Genomic DNA, 19522 nt, shown 5'->3' with positions numbered 1-19522 from the left:
CTGGGAGTACCGGTTCTGCATGCTGGGGTGCATTGTTCTGCTTGCTGGGTGCATTGTTCTGCATGGTGCGTGGCTGCATGCCGTCCGGGGCATGTCCGCGCTCCGGGGAGGAGTACCGTGACGACGGTGAACACCCCAGCACTCCGTGGCAGCCGGATCCTCGGGTTCGGTCACCACCAGCCCGAACGCATCCTGACCAACGACGAACTCTCGACCATGGTCGACACCAACGACGAGTGGATCCGCACCCGGACCGGGATCCAGACCCGCCACATCGCCGGGCCGGACGACAGTGTCACGTCGATGGCGATCGAAGCGGGCCGCAACGCCCTCGCCGACGCCGGCGTCTCGCCCTCGGCCGTCGGACTCGTCATCGTCGCCTCCACCACGCACCAGGACCGTGCGCCGTACACCGCCGGTCGGGTCGCCGCCGCGCTCGGGATGACGGACGGTCCGGCGCCCATCGACATCAACACCGCGTGCAGTGGGTTCGAGTACGCGCTCGCCCTCGCCGACCAGTCGATCCGCGTCGGGTCCACCGACGTCGCGCTCGTCATCGGGTCCGAGACCCTCTCCGCCATCGCCGACTGGACCGACCGGTCGACGTGCGTGCTCGTCGGTGACGGGGCCGGAGCCGCCGTGCTCGGCGCCGCCGACGTCCCCGAGATCGGGCCCGTCTCGTGGGGCAGCGTGCCGCACCTGCTCGACGCGGTGCGGGTCGAGGGGACGCCGGGTCGGTTCAACCAGGAGGGCCGATCGATCTACCGCTGGGCCATCACCGAGGCCGAGGGGCACGCCCGCAAGGTCGTCGAGGCCGCCGGGCTCACCATGGACGACATCGAGGTGTTCGCGTTCCACCAGGCGAATCTGCGGATCATCGAGCCGCTCGTCACCGCACTCGGCGGGGAGTCGAAGTTCGTCATCCGCGACGTCGTCGAGTCCGGGAACACCTCGGCCGCCAGCGTCCCGCTCGGGTTGTCGAAGGCGTGGGCGCGTGGCGACCTGCCCGAGGGCGTCCCCGCGCTGTTGTTCGGCTTCGGCGGCGGGTTCGCGCACGCCGGCCAGGTCGTCAGGACGCCGGTGCGGTCGTTCTGATCGGGCGTCGGTCGTTCTGATCGGGCGTCGGTCGTTCTGATCGGGCGTCGGTCGTTCTGATCGGGCCTGCCGCCCGGCTCAGCGCTCGGGCGTCTCCGACCAGAGGTCCTCGTCCTTCGCGGAGCCGCGGCGCCAGCCGAGTTGCTTCTGCTGCTTGGGCTGCTTCAGCTGCTTGTCCTTGGGCTGCTTCTCGGGCTTCGCGGGCTTGGGCTCGAGGATGATCGGGAAGTGTGCCGACGGCGGCCCGAACCCGGTCCGCGAGGCCTGGATGACCTTCCGCCCGAGCGCGTGGTTGCCGAGCCCGCCGACGGCTGCGCCGATCCCGAACGGCAGTGCACGGCCGAGCACCGACGTCCCCTGACGCACTGCGAACCGCTTGATGAACTGGTCGCGGACCTGCCCGCCGAGGCCGTTGACGACCTGCTTCGGCAGGGACGAGGTCACCATCTCGCCCCAGAACGCCGTGCGCGCCTGACCGCCGGCGATCTGCCCGCCGAGCTGCTTGATGAGCTGTGTGCCCGGAGCACCGAGGATCATCGCCATCACCAGGGTCCGTGCCCGTTCGGGGTCGTCCAGGGCGATGCCGTGCACCTCGGTCACCGACTGGGCGAACAGCGCGGTGGTCTCGAGGAACCCGACCGTCTCCGCGCCGCTCAGCCCGAGGGCGGCCACCATCCCGACGCCCGGGATGACCGCGCTCGCACCGACTGCTGCGCCACCGGTGGTGACCGCGGTGAGGTACTGCCGCTCGAGGATCTGGATGACCTCGGCGGGGGTGGCGTCCGGCTTGCGTCGGCGGATCGCGTTGACGTGCGCCACGACCACCGGGCGCTGGACGCTGATGGCACGGTCGAGCCACTTGACCCACCCGCCGGGTTGTTGCGGCTGCGGGGTTCGGGAGTCGTCGGGCATGGGGGAGACCTGGGCGTTCGGCAGCGGCACGATCGCCTGGTCCTTCGGGGAGCGGGCCATGCGCTCACCGTACGCCGGGCATGTGGGAGGCTCGCTGGATGGACATCGACGGCGCGCCCGGTCCGGCTGACGACGCTCGTCGGGCCTCCGGGTTCCTGACGGTCGCCGAGGTGCGCGGCTTGCTGCCCGAGGTCGTGGTGCTCGACCCCGGCTCCGTGCTCGTCGGCGCGGACGTCACCCTTGCAGCCGGGGTGGTGCTGTACCCCGGAGTCGTGCTCGAGACGCGTGCCGGGGGTTCGATCGCCGTCGCATCCGGCGCGCGGCTCGGTCCGGGGCAGGTCACCGTCGTCGCCACCGCGGCCCGGGTGACCATCGGTTCCGCTGCCGAACTGGGCCCGGGGCCCGTCACGATCACGGCCACCGGGGCGGACGTGCTCGTGGGGGACGGCGCTCGGTTGTCGGGCGGCTGCCTCGTCGAGGGCCCCACCGAGCTCGGTGCCGGTGCGCAGGTGCTCGGGACGGTCGCCGTCCGTGACGCCGAGCTCGCAGCCGGGGGCGACCACCGCGAGCCCGACCCCGATCGCCGTGCCGGTGTGGTGAAGGGTGTCGGGCGGGTCCACGGCGTGCGGGTCGGTATCGGCGAAGTGATCGTCGGCGGTGGCGTGCCGAGTGCACCGCTCGTGGTCGAACGGCAGCGCGAACACCACCCGGAGGCGCCGCGCCACTGACCCCGGCCGGCCCCTCGGAGCCGCTCGCCTGTTCGTCACCGGCACGGGACACCCGCCCGGCGGAGTGCTGCACGCACGCGGTCGGGCTGCATGAGGTCGGCCCACGACAACCGGACGACGAACCGGACCTCGGGGAACGAGCGGACGAAGTCCTCGCGACGCTTCTCCTGCCAGTGCGCCTCGGCGGTGCTCCGCCCCTCGAGCATCGTCGGGTCCTCGTACTTCGCGCGGCCGTCGACCTCGACCACGACGCCCTGATCGGGGAACCAGAAGTCCACGACGGCCGTCCCACCTCCGGTCCGTCGGAACTCGTGCTGCTGCACCGGCTCCGGCGCCCCGACCTGCCGGAAGCGCACCCGGCACACCGACTCCGCCGGCGACCCCGACAGCGCCGACCCCATCTCGATCGCCACCCCCGCCTTTGCCTGCGCCGAGCCCCGCAGTTCGAGATCAGCGGCCAGCGCCTCGGGCGTCGTGCGCCGATCGGCGAGCAGCTGGTCCACGACCGGCAGCGACTCGAGCAACGGACGGGTCGCAGCGACGTCCACCGCGCTCCGCGCCCACCCGGTGGTCCGCAGTCCGCCGGACTCGATGTACGCGGTCGGTGGCCGGGCTGCGGTGCCGTGCCGGACGAACCAGGCGGTCACCCGCGTGTGGGTGGTCGTCGGGTCGGACACGTGGACCTTCATCGGAGCTTCGCCGACGAGCGGCAGCCCGAGCACAGCGCACGCGGACTGGTGCGACACGAGGTCGCTGACGCGGATGCGGTGGAGCGATGCTCGGACGAGCACGTGGTGTCGTTCACCAGGGTGGAGATGGTCGAGCGCCCCGGGCCGGACCAGGACGCCGGGGCGGATCCGTTCGAGGACCCCGCGGTGGACATCGCGCTCGAGCGCCCGGCGTTCGGGATCCGGAAGGCCGGTCGTGCGGATGAGTTCGATGTCGTTCGCTCTGCCCATGCCCCACAGGCTGCGGGAAGCGAGTCGGAGCGAGGGCCCTACCGCGACGATCTGTGGACAGTCGAGCGCAACCGCCCTGTGTGGAGGAACGAGGGCGCTCCATTCGTTTGCACCTTGCGACGATGCACGTGTTGATCACCTCGTGCTTTGTCGACTCATGCACACGCAACAGGTGCGTGCGCATGTTCCGACGAACCACGCGCCGATCGACTCGTGGATTGTTGCAAAACGGGTGCGGGGAGGCCAGCCAGCCAGCCAGCCGCCAGCCCCCCACAGCACCTACGCCCGCGCGAGCTCCGCCCGCAGCGGCAGGTCCTGGTCCTCCAGGATGAGCTGCGCGCCCACCGCGGTCCTGGCGTTCACGACGATCGGCGCGAGCAGGTTGACGGTCGTGCCGGACGCGCCGGGGTTCGCCACCACGAGCAGCATGGCGTCGGCGGGGTCGGTCAGCTCGAGCCCAGCGGCCTGCTCGTCGGTGAGCTCGGGCGAGTACGACGGCAGGTGCACCGCGGCGTCGAGCACGAACAAGCGCGAGGAACCCCCGACGAGGGTGAACAGGCCCTCGGCGCCGTCCACCGGGGTCAGCGTGAAGACCGGTGCGGGGGACAGGCCGAACGGCGGGACGGCGAAGGTCAGGGAGATGCTCATCGGAGGTAGTCCATCAGGGTCGGCTGCAGGACCTTCGCGGTGACGGCGAGGGCTGCCTGGTAGTTGGTCTGCTGCACCTGCAGGTCGAGGACGGCCTTGGCGAGGTCGACGTCCTCGATGCCGGCGCGGCGGTTCTCGAGCGAGACGGCCGCGGTCTTCAGCGAGTCCTGGGCAGCGAGGGCGGTCGCGTGCCGGACACCGACGTCGGCCTGGGCACCGCGGACGGCACCGAGCGCGCCGTCGACGTCGTTGATCCGCGCGTTCACGTTCACCCCGTTCTGCAGGTCGCTGACGATGGAGTCGAGCACCCCGAACACGGACGACGCGCCGGTGCCGAAGACGTCGGCCCCGGCGGTGTCGACGCGCACGGTGGTGCCGTCGCCGATCCGGCGGGAGACGTCCGTGCCGGAGGCCGCCCACCCGGTCGCCGGGTCGTACGCGGCGGCGGCGGTCGAGGCGCCGGCGAAGACCGAGCGGGTGCCGTAGGTCGTGTTGGCCCGTGCCTCGAGGTCGGACTTCAGCGACTGGAACTGCGTGATGAAGGCGTCGCGGTCGGTGTCGCTCATGGTGCCGGAGTTCGCCGCCTGCACGGTCAGGTCCCGCACGCTGTTCAGCACCGAGTAGACGCTGGACAGGGCGCTGTCGGTGGTCGCGAGCCAGGCCACGGCGTCGTTCGCGTTGCGCGTGTACTGCGCGGCGGCGGCCTGTTCCTTGCGGACCTGCATCGACGACGCGGTGCCGACCGGGTCGTCGGACGGCTTCTGGATCGCCTGCAGCGTGGTGGCCTGCTCGGTCAGCTGCGCCACGCGCGCCGCACCGGTCTGCAGCCGTGCCGAGGCCGCGGCCATCGACATCTGGGTGGTCACCCGGGTGATCACGATCAGCCCCTCCCGACGAGTCCGACGCGGTTGATGATGGTGTCGAGCATCTCGTCGACGGCGGTCAGGACGCGTGCCGCGCCCTGGTACGCGTGCTGGTAGCTCAGCAGGTTCACGTTCTCCTCGTCGAGGTCGACACCGGCGCTCGACTGCTGCTGGGTGCGCGCGTTGGTCAGGGCGAGTCCGGTGAGCGTCGACTCCGTCGCGGCCGACCGGGAGGCGGTGCCCACCCCCGCCACGAACGTCGCCCAGGTCGTGTCGGCGGCTCCAGGGCCCGTGCCGAGTCGCGAGAGCGCGTCGGCGAACGAGTCGTCGAGCTGCCCCGCCGCGTTCCGCGTCGCCAGGCCGCTGCCGTCCGTCGGGACGACCGACAGGCCCTGCGCTGCCGGGACGCCCGCCGCGAGGGCGAAGAACGCGGTGCCGGTGGTGCCGGCGGGGGTCGTGCCGGTGGCGTGCACGGCGTTGACCGTCGCTGCGAGCTGGGTCGCGACGGTGTCGTAGGACGCGGCGGCCTGGGCGAGTGCGCCGCCCGTGCCGTTCCCGTTCGCCGGGGCGAGGACGGCGAGGGCGCCACCGATCGACCCGCCGCTCAGGGACACCGCGCCGGCGCTGCCGGAGGTCCAGGTCAGGGTGACCGCGGCGCCGTCGGCGAGGCGTTCGCCGCCGCCGAGGGCGACGGCGCGGGCATCGGTGCCCTGCACGAGCGGGTTGCCGCCGAGCAGCACGTCGACCGTGCCGTCCGCGTTGGTGCGGGTCGTCCCGCCGGCGAGCGTCGCGATCTGCTCGGTGAGCTGGTCGCGCTGGTCGAGGAGTTCGTTGGCGTTGCCGCCGGAGGCCAGTGCGGTGCGGATCCGCCCGTTCAGGTCGGCCACCTGCTTCGCGGCGTCGTTCAGCTGGGTCACCTGGCCGGCCGCGGTGCCCCGGACCGAGGACCACTGCGCGTCGACGGCCTTCGACCCGGCGGCCAGGGCGGAGGCGACGGTGCCCGCTGCGCCGAGGACGGCGCTGGCGGCACCCGGGTCGTCGGGGTGACTGGCGAGTTCGCTCCACGACGACCAGAAGGCATCGAGCTTGGCGCTCAGGCCGTCCTTGCCGGGCTCGTGCAGGCCGGTCTCGAGGGCGGACAGTGCCGTCGCACGGGCATCGGCGTAGGCGGAGGACCCCGCGGCGACCCGGACGCCGACGTCGAGCGTCAGCGATGCCAGGCGGGCGATGCCGTCGACGGAGACGCCCTGACCGGCGAGGGCGGCGGTGCCGCGCATGAACCCGGTCTGCGTCGCGGGGATCGAGTTCTGCGTGACGCGCTGCCGCGTGTACCCGGCGGTGCCGGCGTTCGCGATGTTCTGGCCGGTGACGTCGATGCCGGCGCGGGCCGCGGCGAGGCCGGAGTACGCGGTGGCGAGGGAGCCGAAGGTGCTGACCACGGGGTTACAGGGTCCCCTCGAACAGGCGAGCGCCGTCGGAGCCGGGACCGGAGATGCCCGAGGCGTCGTAGGTCGCGGCGGTCGTCACGGTGCCGGCGAGGGTCTCCTCGGTGGCCTGGGCGGCGGTGCGCAGGAAGCGGTCGTTCTCGTCGCGCAGGGCGCCGATCTGGGTGGTCAGCTCGACCATCGCGGTCAGGTGCGCGGCGAGGATCTCGCCCCACGGGCCGTTCGGCGCTGCGGCGACGACGTCGCGCAGGGGTGCATCGGCGGGGACGCCCCACTCCTCGGCGACCTCGGCACTCGACGCGGCGCGCTCGAGTCCGGTGCTGCGGAGTCGTTCGAGGACCTGCTCGACCTCGCGGCTGGCGTGCGACACCCAACGGGAACGGCCCGCGGTGAGCAGGAGCTGCTCCTCCTCGAGCTTGAAGGTGAGCAGCTCGAGCAGTTCGCGTTCGCGCCAGAGCACGGCGGACAGGTCGTTCACGCTCATCAGCTCCTCCCGTGTGGGTCGTCGTCGGGTGTTCGGGTCCACCATCCGGCGGACACCGAGACCTATCGACCCGACGGCGGTGGTCGTAAGCGGCGGGGGACGTGACCTGCGAGGCGGACGTCCCCCGGGCCTCCCGGACAATCGGGAAACGCACCCCGTCCGGGGGACGGAAACGGTCGTTCTACGCGCTGGGTCCCCCCAAATGCCGACCGGGAAACACCGCGAATGCCCCCGCACTGGGGACGGATGAACCCCTGTTCAGGACATTGCCAGCCGATACATTCAGAACGCACCACGAGGGCGACCTCGAACCGCGCCACAGGGGCGCGGGGTGCACCGCTCGGAGGGAACCGGGCGGGTCTTCGGCGTACGCACCGGCCATCCGAGGCCGGCGTCCGTCGTGCCCAGGGACGGGTGAGTCGAGACAGTCACGTCAGGTCGATCAGGGGATCAGCATGGACCGCACCGCACGCAACGCGATGATCGTGGAGCACCTCCCGCTCGTGGGCTACATCGTCGCCGACGTCCGCTCCCGTGCCACGCACCTGGACCGCGACGACCTCGCCGCCGTCGGCTCCCTCGCCCTCGTGGCCGCTGCCGACGCGTTCGACCCCACCCTCGGCGTCCCCTTCGGCGCCTACGCCCGGACCCGGATCGCCGGAGCCCTCGCCGACGACATGCGCTCGGCCGACTGGGCGTCCCGCGGCACCCGGAAGCGGATCCGCGAGACCCTCGCCACGCAGGAGGCCCTGTCCGCCCGACTCGGCCGGAGCGTCGGCGTGCAGGAGATCGCGGACGCGATGGGCGTCGACCGGCAGACCGCCTCGGACGCCATGAGCGACGCGGCCCGCATCGTCGCGCCGCTCGACGAGACCGTGCACGACCTCGTCGCCGCCGACCTGCCGTTGCCCGGCGACGACCTGCTCGAGACCGAGAAGCGCCGCTACCTGCGCGCAGCCGTCGAGGCACTGCCCGAGCGGATGCGCTTCGTCGTCGAGGCCGTCTACTTCGGGGACCGCTCGGTGACCGACGTCGCCGCGGAACTCGGCATCACGCACTCCGCCGTCTCGCAGCAGCGCTCCGAGGCGATGCGCCTGCTCCGCGACGGACTGGCCGCCCACTACGGCGACGGCGGTGCCGCCGCCGAACCCGCCTCGCGCACCACCGCGGCCCGCCGGAGCGCCTACCTCGCACGCGTCGCGTCGAACGCCGCCGCCGGCGTCGCACGTGCCGTCCACGACGCGACCGCGCCGGTCGCCGTGGCGGCGAGCTGAACCATCGACGGGTATTTCCGTCGATTCCCTAACGACTCCCGGCACCCGGTCGAGAGTCATCCACGTCAGCCCACGGACGGGCTGTAGTACGACCCAGCATTCACGGAGGAAACCACCATGGGTATGTCCATCAACACCAACCTCTCGGCACTCAACACGTACCGGAACCTCAACTCGACGCAGAACGACCTGTCGAAGTCCCTCGAGAAGCTCTCGTCGGGTCTCCGCATCAACCGTGCTGCCGACGACGCGGCCGGTCTGTCGATCTCCGAGGGGCTGAAGTCCCAGGTCGGTGGCCTCACGGTCGCCGCCCGCAACGCGCAGGACGGCATCTCCGTCGTGCAGACCGCTGAAGGTGGCCTCACCGAGACCCACTCGATCCTCCAGCGCATGCGCGACCTGGCCGTCCAGGCCGGTAACGACTCGAACAACGAGGACTCGCGCAAGGCGATCACCACCGAGGTCGGCGAGCTCACCAAGGAGCTCACCCGCATCTCGCAGTCGACCAACTTCAACGGCATCAACCTGCTCGACGGCTCCGCCGGCACCGCAGGCGTCCTGAAGTTCCAGGTCGGCGCCAACGGCGACGCGGCGAGCCAGATCGACGTCGACCTGTCGAAGTCCAACGTGGAGTCCGTGTCGACCGCTGTCGGCGCCCTCACCTTCGACAGCGCGACGAACGCTCAGGCCGCCATCACCGCGATCGACGAGCAGATCAAGTACGTGTCCTCGGCACGTTCGAGCATCGGTGCTGTCCAGAACCGCTTCGACCACGCCATCAACGTGACGAACGTGGCCAAGGAGAACCTCACCGCTGCCGGTTCGCGCATCACCGACGTCGACATGGCCGAGGAGATGGTCAAGTACACGCGCGACAACATCCTCAGCCAGGCCGGCACGTCGATGCTCGCGCAGGCGAACCAGAGCACGCAGGGCGTGCTCTCGCTCCTGCGCTAGCACCCACGACGCCGCCTTCCGGGATCGTTCAGGCTTCCCGGGAGGCGGCGTCGCCCTCCTGACCATCCCCACGACGCCAGGGAGTGTCGACGATGTCATCGTCCGTGTCCTCGAGCACCAGCCTCGCGATCGACGGGCTCGTCAGCGGGCTCAAGACGACCGACCTCATCAACTCGTTGATGAGCGTCGAAGGCGTGCCGCAGACCCTGCTCAAGAACAAGCTCACGAGCACCAACTCGTTCATCTCGTCACTGCAGACGATCAACGGGTTGGTGCAGGCCCTCGCGACCAAGGCGAAGGACGCCGCCAAGGCGACCTCGCTCGACCTGTTCACGGCCACGAGCTCGTCGTCGGGCGTCACCGCCGTCACCGGCACGAACGCGAGCGCCGGGTCGCTGACGTTCAGCGTCGGCTCGACCGCGTCCGCCCAGGTCGGGGTCACCGCCGCGATGTCCACGTGGTCGGCCGCTGCCGAACCGATCACCCTGGTGGGTGCCGACGGCACGAAGACCACCGTCACGCCGTCGTCGGGCTCCCTCGACGACACGGTGTCGGCGATCAACAAGTCCGGGGCCGGCGTCACCGCCACGAAGGTCGCCGCGGGTGCGGCCGCCGACGGCACCAAGCTCTACCGGCTGCAGCTGACGTCCGCCAAGACCGGGGCCGCGGGGGGCTTCGAGGTGTACCGGGGGACCGCCGACCAGGTGACCGCGGGCACCGCGACGAACGTGCTGACCGAGGTCGGCGCCGCGGTCGTCGCCCAGGCGAAGGACGCCAGCGTCACGCTGTGGGCCGGCACCGCCGCCGAGCAGACGATCACGAGCGCGACGAACACGTTCACCGACCTGGTCCCCGGGCTCAGCGTCACCGTGTCGAGGGCCTCGACGGACCCGGTCACGGTCGGCGTCGCGCAGGACACCACGAAGGCCCAGTCCGTGGCGTCCGGACTCGTCGACGCGATGAACGCGGTCTCGGCCTACTACAAGACGAACACCGCGGTGACGAGCAGCACGAGTGCCACCAGCGGGTCGACGACCACGACCGCCGGGGTCCTGATGGGCGACGGCACCACGCGCGACGCCGTGCAGCGCCTGGGCAGCACCATGTCGGCGCCCGTCGGCGGGAAGTCGCCGTCGTCGATCGGCATCTCGATCACCAAGGACGGCAGCTTCACCTTCGACGCCGAGGTATTCCAGAAGGCCCTCGCCACCGACCCCGAGGGCACGCAGGCGATGCTGTCCGGCGTCGCCGCGAACGTCGGTGCCGCCGCCACCGCGGCGTCCGACAAGTACGACGGGTCCATCACCACGACGATCACCGGCCAGCAGGCGGTCGCCAAGGACCTCAACACCCAGATCGACAGCTGGACCGACCGACTCACGATGCGCCGCGCATCGCTCCAGACGCTGTACTCGTCGCTCGAGACCAGCCTCAGCAAGCTCCAGTCCCAGTCCAGCTGGCTCGCCAGCCAGCTCGCGGCGACGACGAGCTGACGGGATCACCATGACCTTCGACTTCCAGGCCGCCGCCTTCCGCCAGGCCGCGCAGCCCCGCACCGTGACCGACCAGCGTCGCGCCCAGTACACGAACGAGGCCGTCCTGTCGGCCACCCCGGCGCAGCTCGTCACGATGCTCTACGACCGGCTGCTGCTCGACCTGCACCGCGCCGAGGCCGCACAGACCAGCGCCGACTGGGACGCCGCCCGCGAGCAGCTGCTGCACGCGCAGGCCATCGTCGGCGAGCTGTCGTCCACGCTGCGGATCGACGTCTGGGACGGCGGCGAGGGCCTGCTCGCCGTCTACAACTACGCGTCGACGTCCCTCATCACCGCGAACGTGCACCGTGACGTGCAGGCGACGCGCGACTGCATCCGGATCCTCGAACCCCTGCGGCAGTCGTGGCACGACGCTGCCGCGTCGCTGCCGGCGACGCCGGCCCGCCAGCAGCCGACGGGCGGAGCCCTCGGTGTCGCGTGAACCGGCACCGTCGCCTGAACCGGCACCGTCGCCTGAACCGGCACCGTCGCCCGAGCAGGTCGACCACCGCCTCGCCTGGGAGGCCCTGCTCGACTCCCTGGAGCACGACGCCGCCCGACAGACGGCCGACCCCACGGCCGTGGTGGGGTGGTCGGAGCCGGCCGGGCTGGGTCCGGTGCCGCGCGAGTTGGTGGGGCGTGCCTCCCGGCTGCTCGCTGCGCAGCGCGACCGCATCGCGGAACTGGAGTCGGACCGACGGGCGACGCTCGAGCACCTCGGTGCGCTGCGCGCGGTCGACGCGACCCGCGAGCCCCGTGGCGCGGTCTACCTCGACGCGTCCGCCTGACCGTCGCTCCCGCCACACCTGTTCCGCGACGAAGCACGCGTCGTTCGACGAGTGGTCTGTCGCAGAAGTGGTGCCACCCCCGTTCGGGGCGAGGGCTAACGCGGCCGGGGACGGGCACCGATAGCGCCACACGAGCACGGATCGCTCACCAGTTCGGCCACGGATCGGCCACCACCGCACGGCGACGTCCCACGGGCGACGCCTGACGAGGGGACCACCGTGTTCGATTCCGTGACGAGCGTCGCGCTGCAGAGCGCACTCGACGGCCTGTCGATGCGCCAGAAGGTGATCGCGAACAACATCGCGAACATCAACACGCCGAACTACCACGCCGAGAAGGTCCAGTTCGAGGACGCCCTGGCGAAGTCGATCACCGACGGCAGCGGGAACACCGCGCCGACGGTCGCCCGCAGCCTCGAGCCGACGAACACGAACGGCAACAACGTCAACCTCGACGAGGAGACGCTCTCCAACGTCGACACCGTGCTCCGGTACCAGTTCGCCACGCAGGCGATGAACTCCGAGCTCACGAGCGTCCGTGCGGCGATGCGGACGAACTCGTGACGACCTTCGACGCGATCGGCATCGCGAGCACCGGCATGACCGTGCACCGCAAGTGGCTCGACGCCGTCGCCGACAACATGGCGAACGCGAACACCGTGAAGTCGATGGACGACACCGCGTTCCAGGCCCGCTACGTCGAGGTCCAGGAGGGCAACGGCGTGTCCGGCGCCTACGTCAAGGGCGCCGCGTTCGGCAGCGCCGCCGGCCGCGTGACCTACGACCCGGACAACCCGCTCGCGAACGACGAGGGCTACGTCCGCATGCCGGACATCGACCTCGGCACGCAGATGGCGGACCTCATCATGGCCCAGCGCGGCTACCAGGCGAACGCCGCCGTGGTCGACCGTGCCAAGACCGCCTACGAGGCGGCACTGCAGATCGGGAAGAACTGATGCCCATCGACGCCGTCAACGGTGTGACCACCAACGCGATGACGAACGCACTGACCAGTGTGTCCGGCACCTCCAGCGACGTCACCGGCACCGCCGGTGCGACCAGCACCGACGGCAGCGGGTTCGCCGCCAGCCTCGGGAACGCCGTCGACGGCCTGCAGGCGCTGCAGAGCGACTCGAAGACCCTCGCGCTCAAGGCCGTCACCGGCAACCTCGACGACATCCACGACGCGACCATCGCCGCCACCCGCGCGCAGGTCACGCTCGAGCTCGTCTCCGCCGTCCGCAACAAGGGCGTCGACGCGTTCAACGAGATCATGAGGATGCAGGCCTGATGCCCGTCGCCGTCAAGAACGTCTTCGCGCGCCTGTCCGCGTACGTGAAGGGCTTCTCCGCCGCCCAGCGCACCATCGCGATCCTGGTGATCGCCGCGCTCGTGCTCGGCGGGATCGCCCTGGCGTCGTGGCTCGGCAAGGCGTCCTACGCGCCGCTCTTCACCGGGCTGGCCGCCGCCGACGCGAGCTCCATCACCGACCAGCTGCAGACCGACGGTGTGCCGTACCAGCTCACCGACGGTGGCGCGACGATCCTGGTGCCGCAGGCGCAGGTGTACTCGGAGCGTCTCAAGGCCGCCTCGAACGGGCTGCCGTCGTCGAACGAGGGCGGCTACTCCCTGCTCGACCAGATGGGCGTGACGAGCTCGGAGTTCCAGCAGGACGTCACCTACAAGCGGGCGATGGAGGGCGAGCTCGCCAAGACCATCGGCGCGATGGACGGCGTGCAGACCGCGACCGTGCAGCTCGCGATCCCGGAGAAGTCCGTGTTCGTGTCCGAGGAGAAGGACCCGACGGCGTCGGTGTTCATCGCCACCGACAACGGCACGCAGCTGAGCACCGACCAGGTGCAGGCGATCGTGCACCTGACCAGCGCCTCGGTCGAGGGCATGCAGACCACCGACGTCTCGGTCGTCGATGCCAAGGGGCAGACCCTGTCCGCCGTCGGGACCGGTGCGACCGGCAGCGGCGCCGACCAGGCCGCCGACTACGACGCCGCGACGAGCAAGAAGATCCAGGACCTCCTCGACACCACCCTCGGCGCCGGCAACGCGACCGTCGTGGTCTCCGGCACGATGAACCAGGAGTCCGGCACCCGGACGTCGGAGAGCTACACGTCACCGACCTCCGGTCCGGTCGCGCTCAACGAGTCGAGCACCACCGAGCAGTACGGCTCCGGCGCCGCGGGCGCGTCGAGCGGTGCGACCGGGGTCCTCGGCCCGGACAACATCGCCGTGCCGAACGGCACCGCCACGAGCGGCACCGGCGACGACGGCTACACCAACGAGTCGGCGACCAAGAACAACGCCGTCGACCACACCACCGAGACCACGCAGATCCCCTCGGGGTCCCTCGACCGGCAGACCATCTCGGTCGCGCTGAACTCGAAGGCCGACGCCGTGCAGAACGCGAACCTGCAGAGCATCAACGACCTGGTGTCGGCCGCCGCCGGTGTCGACCAGGACCGCGGCGACCAGGTCAAGGTCGCGATGATGGACTTCGACACCAGCGGCGCCGACCAGGCCGCGAAGGCCCTCGAGGCGCAGCAGAAGGCCGACCAGCAGGAAGCCCTGTGGTCGTCGATCCGCACCGCCGGCATCGTCATCGGCATCCTGCTCGCGCTCATCGCCGTCATGTTCGTCATCGCCCGTCGCAGCCGGAAGCAGGAGCGCGAGGCCGTCGACCTCGGCGAACTCGACGCCTTCGCCGGCGAGACGTTCCAGCTGCCCCTCGCGATGGACGGCGCCGCCGACCGCGCGACCCTCGGTGCCGGCGACGCCCCCACTGCCGTGCTGTCGACGATGCCCGCCGGTGACCCGCCGACCGAGGTGCTGACGACCGACGAGATCACGGCCGAGCGCCGCCGTCAGGACATCTCCGCGCTGGCCGAACGCGACCCGAAGCGCACGGCCGAGCTCCTGCGCGGGCTCCTCGACGACCGGGCACCGGTGTGAGCGCCCTGATGCCGAGCGGCAGCAACGGCAACGGCCCGGGCACCGGCAAGGGCTCGAACGACCGAGCGCTGACCGGCGCCCAGAAGGTCGCGCTCATCCTCATGCAGATGGACACCGACCGCGCGGCCGAGGTGATGAAGCAGTTCACCGAGATGGAGGCCGAGGAGATCTCGGCCGAGATCGTCCGGATGCGCCGCGTCGAGGACACCGTCGTCGACCAGACCATGTCGGAGTTCCACCGGATCACGATGAGCGGCCGACTGCAGAAGCGCGGCGGCAAGGAGACCGCGCTCGGGCTGCTCGAGGCGTCCTTCGGCGCCGAGCGCGCCGCCGGCGTGATGGACCGGCTCGCCTCGAACCTCGCCGGCCAGTCCTTCGACTTCCTCGACGACGCCGAGCCCGGGCAGGTCATCACCCTGCTCGAGGGCGAGCTGCCGCAGACCATCGCCCTCGTCCTGGCACACCTCAAGCCCGGTCAGGCGAGCGCCGTCCTCGCGGGTGTCGACGAGCGCGTCCGCACCGACGTCGCGCAGGCGTTCGCCACGATGGGCAGCGCGACCCCGGAGGCCGTCGGGATCGTCGCCGGTGTCCTGCGGCAGCGCGCCGGCGCCGTCGTGTCGCCGCGCGAGAGCGTCGAGGTCGTCGGCGGCATCGCGCCCCTGGTCGACATCATCAACCGCTCCGACGTCGCCACCGAGAAGGCCGTGCTCGACGGGCTCGAGGCCCGCGACCCGGAACTCGCCGAGGACATCCGCTCGCGCATGCTCACCTTCGAGGACATCGTGAAGCTCGAGTCCCGCGACATCCAGCAGGTGCTGCGCGGCATCGACTCGAAGCTCCTCGCGACCGCCATGAAGGGTGCGGCCGGACCCGTCGTCGAGACGATCCGCGCGAACGTGTCCGAGCGCAACCGCTCGCTGCTCGACGACGAACTGCAGGCCATGGGCCCGGTCCGCGTCTCGCAGGTCGAGGAGGCCCGCGCCGAGGTCGTCCGCTCCGTGCGCGAGCTCGAGGCGCAGGGCGTCATCACCGTGCACCGTGCCGAGGAGGACGAGCTCGTTGACTGACACCACGACCGCCGGCACCGTGCAGCGCATCGCCTTCCCCGCGATCGGCACCGCCGCCGCGACCGACCGTGCGTCGGGTGCCGACGTCCGCGGCCACGCCGCCGGCTACACCGCGGGACTCCGCGCCGCACAGGCCGAGACGGACGCCCTGCGCGCCCGCCTGCAGGCCGAGCACGCCGCGCTGACCGCGTCGCTGCGCGCGGACACCGTCCGCCGCATCGCCGTCCTCGACGCCGCGACGAACGCGATGCTGTCCACGGTCGCGCCCGTCCTGAGTGACGCCGAGGCGTCCGTCGCCAGCGCGGCCACGGACCTGGCCGAGGCGATCGTCGGGTACGAGATCCGTGCCTCCCGTCCGGCGGTCGGTACCGATGACGGACGGGAGGGGCGGATCACGTCCGGTGCCGAGACCACCGTCCGGCGGGCGCTCGCGTCCATCGACCGCAGCGTGCCGGTGGCCGTCCGGCTCAGCCCGGCGGATGCCGCCCGCGTCGCCGACGTCGACCTGCCGGTGCCCGTGGTCGCGGACCCCGCGCTGCGGGACGGCGACGCCGTCGTCGACCTGCCGGACGGCATCCTCGACGCCCGGATCGCCACCGCACTCGACCGTGCCCGCACTGCACTGGGTGTCGAGCTGCAGGGGGTGTCCGCGTGACCGCCACGCTGCTCCGCCCGCGCGGGCTCGACGACGCCCTGCGGCAGGCTGCACCCCAGCGGGTCGGCGTAGTCACGAGCGCCGTCGGCCTCGGGCTGACGATCGCCGGGCTCGACGCCCACGTCGGGGAGGTCGTCATGGTCGGACCGGAGGACGGCGTGCAGACCGCCGTCGAGGTCGTCGCGACCGACGCCACCGGCGTGCGCTGCATGCCCCTCGGACGCCTCACCGGTGTGACCGCCGGCACCCCCGCACGCCCCACCGGCCGGCCGGTGCTCGTGCCGACGGGTGCCGGGTTGTTCGGCCGTGTGCTCGACGGGCTCGGCCGGCCGATCGACGACCGCGGACCGCTCGTCGGTGCCGGTGGCGAGCCCGTCGACTGGGTGCCGCTCGACCACGCGACCCCGAACGCGATGGCACGCACCCGCATCGACACCCCGATGCAGCTCGGCGTGCGGGTGCTCGACACCCTCACCACGGTCGGCCGTGGCCAGCGCATGGGGCTCTTCGCGGGCTCCGGTGTCGGCAAGTCCTCGCTGCTGTCGATGATCGCTCGGGGGAGCGACGCCGCCGTCAACGTGATCGCACTGGTCGGGGAGCGTGGCCGCGAGGTGCGCGAGTTCCTCGAGGACGACCTCGGCGCCGAGGGCCTCGCCCGCTCGATCGTCGTCGTGTCGACCTCGGACGAGCCCGCCCTCATGCGCCTGCGCGCCGCGTTCATGGCCACCCGCATCGCCGAGTCGTTCCGCGACGCCGGCCAGGACGTCGTGCTCATGATGGACTCGCTCACCCGCGTCGCGATGGCGCAGCGTGAGATCGGGCTCTCGGTGGGGGAGCCGCCGGCCACCCGGGGCTACCCGCCGTCGACGTTCTCGGTGCTCGCCGGGCTGCTCGAGCGTGCCGGGACGGACCGCGTCGGCAGCATCACCGGCATGTACACCGTGCTGGTCGACGGCGACGACCACAACGAGCCGATCGCCGACGCCGCCCGCAGCATCCTGGACGGTCACGTCGTGCTCGACCGGAAGCTCGCGATCACCGGGCACTTCCCGTCCGTGGACGCCCTCGGCTCGGTGTCCCGTGTGGCCTCGAAGGTGACGGACCCGGCGCAGCGCGGTGCCGCGACGACCCTCCGCAAGGTGATGGCCGCACGTGCCGCCGCCCAGGACCTGCTCGACGTCGGCGCGTACCAGCGCGGCTCGAACCCGCTCGTCGACGCCGCCGTCGACCACCAGGATGCGATCGACGCGTTCCTGCGCCAGGGGATGGACGAGCGGGCGACCGCCGACGCGTCCTGGCAGCGACTCGGCGGTCTCGTGCAGCAGCTGGGGGTGTCGTGATGGCCCGCCGGTTCCCGCTCGCGGGGCTCCTGCGCCTGCGGCACACCGAACAGGACCGCGCCGCTGCCTCGCTCGCCACCGCGAACGAGCGCGTGCGCGATGCCGCCGACGCCCGGATCGCCGCGCGCCGCAGCCTCGCCGACGCCGAGGGCGCACAGCCGATCGAGGACGCCGCGACCCTGAGCGCCGTCGCCGCTGCGCGTGCCGCGACCCGCGGGATGCTCGAGGAGCTCGACGCCGTGGTCCGGACCCGCCGCGCGGACGCCGACCGGGCACAGGAGGAGTACACCGCCGCACGACGTGCCGCGGTCGGCCTGGAGAAGCTCGAGGGCAAGCACGCCGCCGAGCAGGCCGCCGAGGAACTCCGCACCGAACAGAACGCCCTCGACGAGATCGCGGCACGACGCCGCACGGAAGGTGGTGCCCGATGAGCGTCGAAGCGGTGCTCTCCCGGATCTCCGAGATCCGTTCCCAGATCGACACCCTGCGCGGTGGCTCGGCATCCGCGACGGCTGCGTCGTCGTCCACGGCGTCGTCGGCAGCTTCGTCGAGCGCCTTCGCCGATGCCCTGGCCACGGCGACCGGGAACACCGGCACCGGGACCGCGACCGCTGCTACCGCCGCTGCGGCGGCCACCAGCAGCGCGCCCGCCACGTCCGTCGACGCCGGCGCGGGCACGCTCGCGACGGGCAGCGGCGCCACCGGCTCCGACGTCGTCGCGGACGCGAAGAAGTACCTCGGCGTGCCCTACGTGTTCGGCGGCACCACGACCGCCGGCATGGACTGCTCGGGCCTGGTGCAGACGGTGTTCAAGGACCTCGGCGTGACCATGCCGCGGGTCGTGCCGGACCAGGCGAAGATGGGCGTCGAGGTCGGCTCCCTGAAGGACGCACAGCCCGGCGACCTGATCATCCCGAAGGGCGAGGGCCACGTCGTCATCTACGTCGGCGACGGCAAGGTGCTGCACGCGCCGCGCCCGGGCAAGGACGTCCGCATCGTCGACAACTGGTACTCCGACGCCGACATCGCCACCATCCGCCGCATCGTGCCGGCCCAGGCGTCCGCCACCCCGGCGACGACCGCGACCACGGCCGCGAGCAGTGCCACCGATCTGCAGACCGCCGCGCTGCTGTCCATGATGCAGACCGGGAGCGCCGCATGAGCCTGACCATCGCCACCCAGCCCGCGCCCGCTCCGGCGAGCAGCGCTCCGCCCGCCCGCGCCACGTCCGACCCCGGCGGTGCCGGTTCGTTCGACGCCGCCCTGTCCGCGGCCGCCGCGACCGATCGTCGTGCCGGTGAGCGTGCACCGGCGCGCCGGGACGACTCCCGCGCAGCCGACGACACCGGTTCGACCACGTCGCCGAACGCTGCCACGACCGCCACCGGGACGGACGTGGCGGCTGCCGCTGACGGCTCGGCCGCTGCCGCTGGGGAGGCCCAGACGCTCTCACTCCCGCTCCCACTCGCCGGGACGGTGCCTGCCCCGGTCGCTCCGATCGTGGTGACCCCTGCCGAGACGGTCACACCGGTGACGTCGACCGCGCCCGAGCCGACGGCGCAGGTCGTCACCGCGACGACGGTGGCCCCGACGCCCGCCCCGGAGGCGACCACGCCGACGACCTCTGCTCCCGTCCTCGCCGCTGCCACCGGGGCTGCCACTGCCACGGGGGCCGCGGTCCCGCTGCCGACCACGACGGCACCGTCGGCCAGCACCACGGCGTCCGTCGCATCCGCCGCCGTACCGGCGCCAGGCACGACCGCCGATCCCACCGACGGGTCCGCACCGTCACCGGCGTCGGACATCCC

At 71.9% G+C, this 19522-nt stretch carries 22 protein-coding genes and 1 pseudogene; 17 read left to right on the top strand and 6 right to left on the bottom strand.

The window, feature by feature from the left end; translation table 11 throughout:
- The first annotated feature begins 126 nt into the window (after positions 1 to 126).
- Positions 127 to 1095, top strand: a complete 969-nt coding sequence (locus GVL05_RS10120; RefSeq protein ID WP_159573072.1) for a beta-ketoacyl-ACP synthase 3 — start codon at positions 127 to 129, stop codon at positions 1093 to 1095.
- A gap of 78 nt (positions 1096 to 1173) precedes the next feature.
- On the opposite strand, the gene GVL05_RS10115 is transcribed toward GVL05_RS10120, so the two are convergent.
- Positions 1174 to 2067 carry a hypothetical protein gene (locus tag GVL05_RS10115; protein ID WP_200849196.1) on the bottom strand — a complete coding sequence of 298 codons (894 nt, stop codon included), beginning with the start codon at positions 2065 to 2067 and terminating at the stop codon, positions 1174 to 1176.
- Between the two features lie 38 nt (positions 2068 to 2105).
- Between GVL05_RS10115 and GVL05_RS10110 the strand changes: the two genes are divergently transcribed.
- The gene (locus GVL05_RS10110; protein WP_159573071.1) at positions 2106 to 2735 is read left to right on the top strand and encodes a hypothetical protein; all 630 of its coding nucleotides are present in this window, start codon (positions 2106 to 2108) and stop codon (positions 2733 to 2735) included.
- A gap of 35 nt (positions 2736 to 2770) precedes the next feature.
- On the opposite strand, the gene GVL05_RS10105 is transcribed toward GVL05_RS10110, so the two are convergent.
- From GVL05_RS10105 to GVL05_RS10085, 5 genes are all read right to left on the bottom strand, one after another.
- The gene (locus GVL05_RS10105; RefSeq protein ID WP_159573070.1) at positions 2771 to 3694 is read right to left on the bottom strand and encodes a hypothetical protein; all 924 of its coding nucleotides are present in this window, start codon (positions 3692 to 3694) and stop codon (positions 2771 to 2773) included.
- 279 nt (positions 3695 to 3973) lie between these two features.
- Positions 3974 to 4342, bottom strand: a complete 369-nt coding sequence (fliW, locus tag GVL05_RS10100; RefSeq protein ID WP_111086356.1) for a flagellar assembly protein FliW — start codon at positions 4340 to 4342, stop codon at positions 3974 to 3976.
- Positions 4339 to 5220, bottom strand: coding sequence for a flagellar hook-associated protein FlgL (flgL, locus tag GVL05_RS10095; RefSeq protein WP_123292714.1), 882 nt, complete (start codon positions 5218 to 5220; stop codon positions 4339 to 4341). The genes fliW and flgL overlap by 4 nt, the downstream gene beginning before the upstream one ends.
- A 2-nt stretch (positions 5221 to 5222) precedes the next feature.
- Positions 5223 to 6644 carry a flagellar hook-associated protein FlgK gene (flgK, locus tag GVL05_RS10090; RefSeq protein WP_159573069.1) on the bottom strand — a complete coding sequence of 474 codons (1422 nt, stop codon included), beginning with the start codon at positions 6642 to 6644 and terminating at the stop codon, positions 5223 to 5225.
- 4 nt (positions 6645 to 6648) lie between these two features.
- Positions 6649 to 7134, bottom strand: coding sequence for a flagellar protein FlgN (locus GVL05_RS10085; RefSeq protein ID WP_159573068.1), 486 nt, complete (start codon positions 7132 to 7134; stop codon positions 6649 to 6651).
- Positions 7135 to 7589: 455 nt separating this feature from the next.
- Here GVL05_RS10085 and GVL05_RS10080 point away from each other — a divergent pair, with 455 nt between their 5' ends.
- The 15 genes and pseudogenes from GVL05_RS10080 to GVL05_RS10010 form a co-directional block, all read left to right on the top strand.
- A complete protein-coding gene (locus GVL05_RS10080; protein ID WP_123938152.1) occupies positions 7590 to 8408 on the top strand; it encodes a sigma-70 family RNA polymerase sigma factor in 819 nt (272 codons plus the stop codon).
- 117 nt (positions 8409 to 8525) lie between these two features.
- Positions 8526 to 9365, top strand: a complete 840-nt coding sequence (locus GVL05_RS10075; protein WP_181437623.1) for a flagellin — start codon at positions 8526 to 8528, stop codon at positions 9363 to 9365.
- A gap of 92 nt (positions 9366 to 9457) precedes the next feature.
- A complete protein-coding gene (gene fliD / locus GVL05_RS10070) occupies positions 9458 to 10858 on the top strand; it encodes a flagellar filament capping protein FliD (RefSeq protein ID WP_123671884.1) in 1401 nt (466 codons plus the stop codon).
- 10 nt (positions 10859 to 10868) lie between these two features.
- Positions 10869 to 11342 carry a flagellar export chaperone FliS gene (gene fliS / locus GVL05_RS10065; RefSeq protein WP_123671835.1) on the top strand — a complete coding sequence of 158 codons (474 nt, stop codon included), beginning with the start codon at positions 10869 to 10871 and terminating at the stop codon, positions 11340 to 11342.
- The gene (locus tag GVL05_RS10060; RefSeq protein ID WP_159573067.1) at positions 11332 to 11688 is read left to right on the top strand and encodes a hypothetical protein; all 357 of its coding nucleotides are present in this window, start codon (positions 11332 to 11334) and stop codon (positions 11686 to 11688) included. The genes fliS and GVL05_RS10060 overlap by 11 nt, the downstream gene beginning before the upstream one ends.
- Before the next feature lie 219 nt (positions 11689 to 11907).
- Complete coding sequence (locus tag GVL05_RS10055) at positions 11908 to 12252, top strand: flagellar basal body protein (protein ID WP_123292719.1); 345 nt, start codon at positions 11908 to 11910, stop codon at positions 12250 to 12252.
- A complete protein-coding gene (locus GVL05_RS10050) occupies positions 12249 to 12644 on the top strand; it encodes a flagellar basal body rod protein FlgC (protein ID WP_235035933.1) in 396 nt (131 codons plus the stop codon). The genes GVL05_RS10055 and GVL05_RS10050 overlap by 4 nt, the downstream gene beginning before the upstream one ends.
- Positions 12644 to 12979 carry a flagellar hook-basal body complex protein FliE gene (gene fliE, locus GVL05_RS10045; RefSeq protein WP_123338355.1) on the top strand — a complete coding sequence of 112 codons (336 nt, stop codon included), beginning with the start codon at positions 12644 to 12646 and terminating at the stop codon, positions 12977 to 12979. The genes GVL05_RS10050 and fliE overlap by 1 nt, the downstream gene beginning before the upstream one ends.
- Positions 12979 to 14652: a flagellar basal-body MS-ring/collar protein FliF gene (gene fliF / locus GVL05_RS10040; protein WP_131879951.1), complete on the top strand. Its 1674-nt coding sequence runs from the start codon at positions 12979 to 12981 to the stop codon at positions 14650 to 14652. The genes fliE and fliF overlap by 1 nt, the downstream gene beginning before the upstream one ends.
- A gap of 8 nt (positions 14653 to 14660) precedes the next feature.
- Positions 14661 to 15719, top strand: coding sequence for a flagellar motor switch protein FliG (gene fliG / locus GVL05_RS10035; RefSeq protein ID WP_132100467.1), 1059 nt, complete (start codon positions 14661 to 14663; stop codon positions 15717 to 15719).
- Positions 15712 to 16374, top strand: a complete 663-nt coding sequence (locus GVL05_RS10030) for a hypothetical protein (protein ID WP_131920274.1) — start codon at positions 15712 to 15714, stop codon at positions 16372 to 16374. The genes fliG and GVL05_RS10030 overlap by 8 nt, the downstream gene beginning before the upstream one ends.
- A complete protein-coding gene (locus GVL05_RS10025; RefSeq protein ID WP_159573066.1) occupies positions 16371 to 17714 on the top strand; it encodes a FliI/YscN family ATPase in 1344 nt (447 codons plus the stop codon). Before GVL05_RS10030 ends, GVL05_RS10025 begins: the two co-directional genes overlap by 4 nt.
- Complete coding sequence (locus tag GVL05_RS10020) at positions 17714 to 18145, top strand: flagellar FliJ family protein (protein ID WP_123292724.1); 432 nt, start codon at positions 17714 to 17716, stop codon at positions 18143 to 18145. The genes GVL05_RS10025 and GVL05_RS10020 overlap by 1 nt, the downstream gene beginning before the upstream one ends.
- Positions 18142 to 18876: a C40 family peptidase gene (locus GVL05_RS10015; RefSeq protein WP_159573065.1), complete on the top strand. Its 735-nt coding sequence runs from the start codon at positions 18142 to 18144 to the stop codon at positions 18874 to 18876. The genes GVL05_RS10020 and GVL05_RS10015 overlap by 4 nt, the downstream gene beginning before the upstream one ends.
- Positions 18873 to 19522, top strand: a pseudogene (locus GVL05_RS10010) (hypothetical protein); the annotation flags it as partial. The gene GVL05_RS10015 and the pseudogene GVL05_RS10010, both read left to right, overlap by 4 nt.

This window comes from Curtobacterium sp. 18060 (assembly GCF_902706105.1).
In the GTDB taxonomy this organism is placed as follows: domain Bacteria; phylum Actinomycetota; class Actinomycetes; order Actinomycetales; family Microbacteriaceae; genus Curtobacterium.
Note: the sequence above shows the minus strand (reverse complement) of the source record. Positions and strands in the feature narration are given on the sequence as shown.